Source organism: Streptococcus sp. 3.1 (assembly GCF_016648915.1).
In the GTDB taxonomy this organism is placed as follows: Bacteria; Bacillota; Bacilli; order Lactobacillales; family Streptococcaceae; genus Streptococcus; species Streptococcus salivarius_E.
Genome location: NZ_JACLQV010000022.1, coordinates 22,613 through 29,511, shown reverse-complemented (window position 1 = coordinate 29,511; position 6,899 = coordinate 22,613). Strand labels below are relative to the sequence as shown.

The window sequence follows — 6,899 nt, the reverse complement described above, 5'->3', positions numbered from 1 at the left end:
TTTAGGGGGACTTTTTTTGATACATCGCTAAAAGCTTTTCGGAACCACTAGCACAGCTAGTGGTTTTCGTAAGACAAAAAAAGAACCCAACACATGGTGTTGAGCTCTTTTGGAGATTATGAAAAAGAAAAGTTCGTTGTTCTACAAAAAGTGTAAGCCAACGAGACTTACTGAACTGCGTTCAGTAAAAGTTATTTAGGAGACTTAAAGTATAACCCGCCTTCCTTAAAGAAACCTTAAATCGCAGAAAAAAATCCCCTAAGGGATTTTCACAGCAGTCCAAAGACCACTGAAAAGATACGATTGTACAGGCTTCCCAACCTCTTCTTCCTAATCCTCAAAGGTGACCGCTTGTCCAATAGAATCTTTATATAACTATATTACCTTGTTTTGGAAGGGTTTTCAAGTGTTTTCTTAAAATATCCTAATAAAACCTCAAAAAGAAGAAAAAAGCCCAGATTTCTAGACTTTCTTCGGGGAGATTTGTTATGAAAAAATTATGTTACCTCTAGCTCACAAAAGCTAGATGCCTTACCAGGATGGTTATAATATATCTTAATAAACTTAAAAGTAACTTAAGAGATTATTATCTTTTGTCACTTTTTAAAATGATAAGCAAAATAAATAATAGTAAGAACTCACTAGGAATATCCATATCTAAAAACCAAGAGGGAGCTTTAATACTTCCTAGATCATTCATGATGCGGATGATATTATAAGCAATGCTTACTATTAAGAGGCTAAGTTCCGGTAAATAGTTAAGTCGTCCTTTTAAGATTACTAACTTCTCCTTTCTGATAGTTTTCTTGCCATGACCCTATTATAAGGCTGAAAAGGAAACAAAACTAGTGACATAAATGTCACCATCAAAAAAAGCAGGGCAAACCTGCTTTATGTTATTTTGTTTAGATTAGTCACCCAAACCGATGCGTTCGAAGATTTCATCAACACGTTTCGTGTAGTAAACAGGGTTGAAGATTTCGTCGATTTCTTCTTGAGTGAGGCGTGATGTTACTTCTGGATCTGATTCAAGAAGTGGTTTGAAGTCTACTTGGTTATCCCATGATTGGGCTGTCTTAGGTTGAACAAGGTCGTAAGCTTGCTCACGTGTCATGCCTTTTTCAATCAAAGTAAGCATCGCACGTTGGCTGAAGATCAAACCAAATGTAGAGTTCATGTTGCGGATCATGTTTTCTGGGAAGACTGTCAAGTTCTTAACGATGTTTCCGAAACGGTTAAGCATGTAGTCAATCAAGATAGTTGTATCTGGTGCAATGATACGTTCAGCTGATGAGTGAGAGATATCACGTTCGTGCCAAAGGGCTACGTTTTCATAAGCTGTTACCATGTGACCACGGATAACACGCGCAAGACCTGTCATATTTTCAGAACCGATAGGGTTACGTTTGTGAGGCATTGCTGAAGACCCTTTTTGCCCCTTCGCAAAGAACTCTTCCACTTCACGTTGTTCCGATTTTTGAAGACCACGAATTTCAGTTGCCATACGCTCGATAGATGTTGCAATGCTCGCAAGAACTGCAAAGTACTCAGCGTGAAGATCACGAGGAAGCACCTGTGTAGAGATTTCTTGAGCACGGATACCAAGTTTGTCGCAGACGTATTTTTCAACGAATGGTGGGATGTTGGCAAAGTTACCAACCGCACCAGAAATCTTACCAGCTTCCACACCAGCAGCCGCATGCTCGAAACGTTCGATGTTGCGCTTCATTTCGCTGTACCAAGTAGCCAATTTAAGACCAAAAGTTGTAGGCTCAGCGTGCACACCGTGGGTACGCCCCATCATGATGGTAAACTTGTGTTCTTTCGCTTTGTCAGCGATGATGTTAAGGAAGTTTTCAAGGTCCTTGCGGATGATATCGTTGGCTTGTTTGTAGAGGTAACCATAGGCAGTATCTACCACGTCAGTAGAAGTCAACCCATAGTGAACCCACTTACGTTCTTCACCAAGCGTTTCAGAAACCGCACGTGTGAAAGCAACCACATCGTGACGAGTTTGCTGCTCGATTTCAAGAATACGGTCGATGTCAAAGTCTGCTTTTTCACGGATCAAAGCCACATCTTCCTTAGGGATTTCTCCCAATTCAGCCCATGCTTCGTCAGCCAAGATTTCCACCTCAAGCCAAGCACGGTATTTATTTTCTTCAGTCCAAATGTTCGCCATCTCAGGGCGAGAGTAACGTTCGATCATAATTAAGATATTAAGGGCGTTAAGCGGACACAGTCAAAATAGTAGTTTAGACGAAGAAGCGCCAGCTTCTAGGAAAAACTATCTTTTTGACCAAGTCCGTAGCCCGTATTCAGTTTTTGTGAATACGAGTACCCTTGTTCCTTTCTTTTTTTATTTATTCTATCAAAGATTGGACGTTTGAGCTCAAATTAATGGAATCCTATGTCCGCTTCTTTTTTAGTTTTATATGCAATATTCTTTTGATGTTTTACATCAGTTAGCAACCAACTGTCGCTTTATTCAAATTCCTCTTTCCCAATCCACACTGATGGATAGTGATCTAGTTTATTCAAATCAGTATCCATCGGCAAATCATAGATAGCTAAATAGTTTTCAGGATATTGAGCAACCAACTCTTCATACTTAGCTCTCACTTTTTCGTGATTGCTACTAGCATACAAGACTTCGACGACTGCTCCAGTCTTATCTTTTTCAACAAATGCGTTGACGATGAGTTGAATCATAAAATCTCCTAAATCGAAATTCCCTTCATATTTGCTTCCAGAATGGGCATCTCAATACCTAACTCCTGACCAGTCTTATAGACACTTTGACAACAATAGAAGATGTCCTGTTTATCATTGTGTAAGGTCATGATTTTTCGGGTCAGCTCATTTTTCGCAAACATGATTTTCATGGCTTTTCCTGCAATCCAAGCGGGAATTTTGTATGGCAAGAGTTCGGCTTTGTAAAGCTTCAAATTCACGCCACGCGCTTCTACGACTTTCAAAGCTTCTCGAATGGCCTTAATGGCCAATGATAATTCCGAAGAACTATTCATCAAGTTCAAAGCCAATTCTTCTGGATTTTCCAAATTTCCTGAACGTGCAGCTGTCGAAGTAACACCCGCATTAATCGCCATGTGAATCCAAATCCACTCGACCATATCATGAGGAACTTCCCACTTCAAATCTGCAGAACTCAGCAAAGTCGTCAAATCAGAATAGTTAGAAATGTGTGCTTTTTGCTCACCTTCTAGCATTAAATGGTCAAACAAGACACCATCCAAATGGTCCTCCTGCATGTGACCTCCAGCTATCGGAAAAGCTAAAATATAGTCGTAGTCCCCTGCCCACTCTTGGACATCTTTTCGTGTATTCCAGAAATTGCAGAAGAAAACGAGGGTGCCTTTGATATTATTTTTTCGCAAGGTTTCCACGGCTTCTTTGATAAAACCATGACGCACACTGAGAAAAATAAAATCGTATTCCAAAACAGATTCCGCCACATGAACCTCATAGGTGTCGTGTTTGTTTTCACCCTTGGAATGATAGCGACCATCTAGCAAATCAACTGAGAGGGATTTGGGAGCATTATTCCGCTTACTGTCTCTAAGGACATGTTCTACTTGATGACCTGCTTTTTGAAAAGCATAGCCATAAGTCGTTCCAATGACTCCGAGTCCTAGGATTGCTATTTTCACCTAAAAATCAATTCCTTTCCCGAACTCAACCACACTATCTGGTTCATCACTAAACAAAGTCACATGACCCATTTTGCGGTTGTGCTTCGCTTCTAGTTTACCATACATGTGGAGGTGGGCGCTTGGATTTTCTGTGACATAACGCTCAGCTGCTTCGACGTGTTGGCCGAGGACATTGAGCATGACAGCAGGCGCATGGAGGTGGATTGCTGGGAGTGGCGCTCCGAGAACGCCCAAGATATGCGTGTCAAACTGTGAAAAGTCGCAAGCTTCAATTGAGTAGTGCCCTGAATTGTGTGGACGTGGTGCAATTTCGTTGACGATGATGTCATCAGCTGTCGCAAACATTTCCACACAGAGGGTACCCGAGAGGTTAAGTTGTTCAGCGATCTTCACAGCCATGGCTTTAGCTTTCTCAGCTAGACTATCAGAAATACGAGCAGGCACGATGGTTTTAGAGAGGATGTTGTTGCGATGGATATTTTCCTGAACTGGAAAAACCGTCACATCCTTACCGTTACCAGACACGATGACTGAAATTTCAAGGTCAAAGTTAACGAACTCTTCCAAGACACACTCGGCTGAGTTAGCGAGGGCATTTGCCTCTTCCAAATCGTCAGCTGATGTGATGACTTTTTGACCGTGGCCATCGTAACCACCTGTCGCTGTCTTGAGGACATATTTTTTAGAAAGGTCAATATCTTCCAAATCAAGGCTAGATGTTACGACCTTGTAAGGGGCAACGGTCACTTTAGCCTTGTTTGAGAGGAAGTCCTTCTCAAAAATACGGTTTTGTGAAATACGAAGCAGGTCTGTTCCTTGTGGAAGTTGACCGTCTTTGATGACAGCGTCAAGGCCGTCAGCGTCGACATTTTCAAACTCATAAGTGAGAACGTCACAGCGGTCCGCCAACTGACGAAGGGCATCTACATCGTCGTAAGGGGCCACGATAACCTCAGACACACGAGAAGATGGGCAATCTGCTGCAGGATCAAGGGTGATAACCTTGTGGCCCATGTAGATAGCTGAGATAGCCATCATCTGACCGAGCTGACCGCCACCGATGATACCAATGGTTTTAGTTGAGCTCATTTGTAGACTCCTCTGCGATTTTTCCTTGTTCTTCAGCAAAGTTAGCAAGCGCATCCGCAATGGCCTTGTCATCTACTGAGAGGAGACGGAGGGCAAAGAGGGCAGCGTTAGTCGCACCAGCTTCACCGATAGCCATAGTTGCGACAGGTACACCACCTGGCATCTGAACGATAGAGTAGAGCGAATCCACACCGCTAAGAGCACGTGATTTGACTGGCACACCAATGACTGGAAGGGTTGTTTTAGCAGCAACCATACCTGGCAAGTGAGCAGCGCCACCCGCACCAGCGATGATGACCTTTATGCCACGGCTACGTGCTTCTTCGGCATGTTTGAACATGAGGTCCGGTGTACGGTGTGCGGAAACAACTTTCTTTTCGTAAGCAACACCGAAGTTGTCGAGGACTTCAGCGGCTTTTTGCATGGTTGCCCAGTCGGATTTTGAGCCCATGATAATGGAAATTACTGGTTTCATAGTTAATATCCTTTTCTTTTTTGATAATGGCCTTAGGTGGTGGGGACGGAAGCAAACCTTCGGTTTCATTCCTAAACTTTGAGCCTAGAGTCTCAAAGTTTCCCCCGACCAGAACAGTAACTGTTCTGGTCTTTTCACCACGGCGACCATTATCGGATTGGCGACTTCGTCGCCTAAAATAGCATTGATATTCGAAAACTCAAAGAAAATCATAGAGTGACAAGGCAAAGCGACGAAGATAGAACTAAAGTTCATCAAGGAGCTTTAACACAGTCAATCGAAGATTTTCAAAGAGTTTTATTTGTTAGCCTTGCTACCGATGTCATTTCGATAGAACAGGCCTTCTGTGTTTTGTTTGTTGAGTTCGTTGTAGATGATATTTTGGCCGTCTTTGACGGTGTCTGCTGTTGTGACTAGCATGTAGACACGTCCGCCGTTTGAGAGAAGATCTTGGCCATTTTCAGCGAATTTAGCACCGGCATAGTAAGTGATGATGTCGCCTTCTGTCTTGGCTGGAAGCTTGACACCCTTCTCATAAGCCAGTGGGTAGCCGTTTGAGGCTACAACCACACCAAGTGTCACACCCTTGTCCGTCCAAGTGATAGTTGGCTCTTTGCCTTCCAAAATATCGGTGATATTTTGTGCAAAGTCAGAGGTCAAACGAGGCAAGATGATTTGTGTTTCAGGATCGCCAAAGCGTGAGTTGAACTCGATGACTTTAGGGCCGTCAGCTGTCAAGATAAGTCCCGCGTAAAGGACACCAGTGTAAGGACGACCTTCTTTGATCATGCCTTCAAGAACTGGCTTGACAATGGTGTCAACCGCTGTATCAACCACACTCTGTGGCAAGTGAGGAACTGGCGCATAGGCACCCATCCCACCAGTGTTAGGACCCTTGTCGCCATCATAAGCACGTTTGTGGTCCTGAGCCGTTGGCATAATGTAGAACTTGTCCCCATTGACAAAGGCAAAGAGAGAGAACTCTTCCCCGTCAAGGAATTCCTCGATGACCACACGCGCACCTGAATCACCGAATTTATTGTCCAAAAGCATCTCGTGAGCGGCTTCAACTGCTTGCTCAACCGTTTCAGCAACGACGACACCTTTCCCAAGGGCCAAACCGTCTGCCTTGACGACGATTGGAGCACCTTTTTCCTCGATGTAGGCCTTGGCTTCCTCGAAATCTGAAAATGTGCCATAGGCTGCTGTCGGAACGTCGTATTTGACCATGATTTCCTTAGCGAAATCCTTAGACCACTCCAGCTCAGCCGCAGCCTTTGTCGGACCAAAGGCTTTGAGACCAGCTACATTGAAATCATCCACGATACCAGCTGCAAGGGCATCATCTGGACCGATAAAGGTCCAAGCAATATCGTTGACTTTTGCGAAGTCAATCAGCTTAGAATGTTCGGAAATTCCGATATTGATCAAATCAAGACCGTCCAATGTCATCCCGTCATTACCAGGAGCCACAAAAACTTGCTCAACGTCCTTAGACTCCAATAATTTCTTGGCAATCGCATGTTCACGACCACCAGAACCAACAACCAAAAGTTTCATTTGAAAGATACCTCAATATCAAATAAGACTAGGGGCAAATGCCCGTTAACGACAATCATTCGGAAAAATTAGCAATTTTCACGAATTATACATAACCATTA

6 protein-coding genes are annotated in these 6,899 nt (G+C 43.4%); all 6 read right to left on the bottom strand.

The features are described from left to right. Positions 1 to 910 precede the first annotated feature (910 nt). The gene (purB, locus tag H7U02_RS10160; RefSeq protein WP_002886310.1) at positions 911 to 2,209 is read right to left on the bottom strand and encodes an adenylosuccinate lyase; all 1,299 of its coding nucleotides are present in this window, start codon (positions 2,207 to 2,209) and stop codon (positions 911 to 913) included. Positions 2,210 to 2,484: 275 nt separating this feature from the next. Then, positions 2,485 to 2,712 (bottom strand): hypothetical protein, encoded by a 228-nt coding sequence (locus H7U02_RS10155; protein ID WP_004181931.1) that lies wholly within the window; start codon positions 2,710 to 2,712, stop codon positions 2,485 to 2,487. A gap of 8 nt (positions 2,713 to 2,720) precedes the next feature. Next, positions 2,721 to 3,671 carry a ketopantoate reductase family protein gene (locus H7U02_RS10150; RefSeq protein WP_022495807.1) on the bottom strand — a complete coding sequence of 317 codons (951 nt, stop codon included), beginning with the start codon at positions 3,669 to 3,671 and terminating at the stop codon, positions 2,721 to 2,723. Beyond that, positions 3,672 to 4,763 carry a 5-(carboxyamino)imidazole ribonucleotide synthase gene (purK, locus tag H7U02_RS10145; RefSeq protein WP_022495808.1) on the bottom strand — a complete coding sequence of 364 codons (1,092 nt, stop codon included), beginning with the start codon at positions 4,761 to 4,763 and terminating at the stop codon, positions 3,672 to 3,674. It abuts the gene before it with no gap. Then, a complete protein-coding gene (gene purE, locus H7U02_RS10140; RefSeq protein ID WP_004181954.1) occupies positions 4,750 to 5,238 on the bottom strand; it encodes a 5-(carboxyamino)imidazole ribonucleotide mutase in 489 nt (162 codons plus the stop codon). Before purE ends, purK begins: the two co-directional genes overlap by 14 nt. A 297-nt stretch (positions 5,239 to 5,535) precedes the next feature. Then, on the bottom strand, positions 5,536 to 6,798 hold the full coding sequence (gene purD, locus H7U02_RS10135) for a phosphoribosylamine--glycine ligase (RefSeq protein WP_201043306.1): 1,263 nt from the start codon (positions 6,796 to 6,798) through the stop codon (positions 5,536 to 5,538). Positions 6,799 to 6,899 lie beyond the last annotated feature (101 nt).

Coding starts and splice junctions, on each gene's coding strand:
- purB (WP_002886310.1), bottom strand. CDS start 2,209: ATGATCGAACGTTACTCTCGCCCTGAGATGGCGAACATTTGGACTGAA.
- H7U02_RS10155 (WP_004181931.1), bottom strand. CDS start 2,712: ATGATTCAACTCATCGTCAACGCATTTGTTGAAAAAGATAAGACTGGA.
- purK (WP_022495808.1), bottom strand. CDS start 4,763: ATGAGCTCAACTAAAACCATTGGTATCATCGGTGGCGGTCAGCTCGGT.
- purE (WP_004181954.1), bottom strand. CDS start 5,238: ATGAAACCAGTAATTTCCATTATCATGGGCTCAAAATCCGACTGGGCA.
- purD (WP_201043306.1), bottom strand. CDS start 6,798: ATGAAACTTTTGGTTGTTGGTTCTGGTGGTCGTGAACATGCGATTGCC.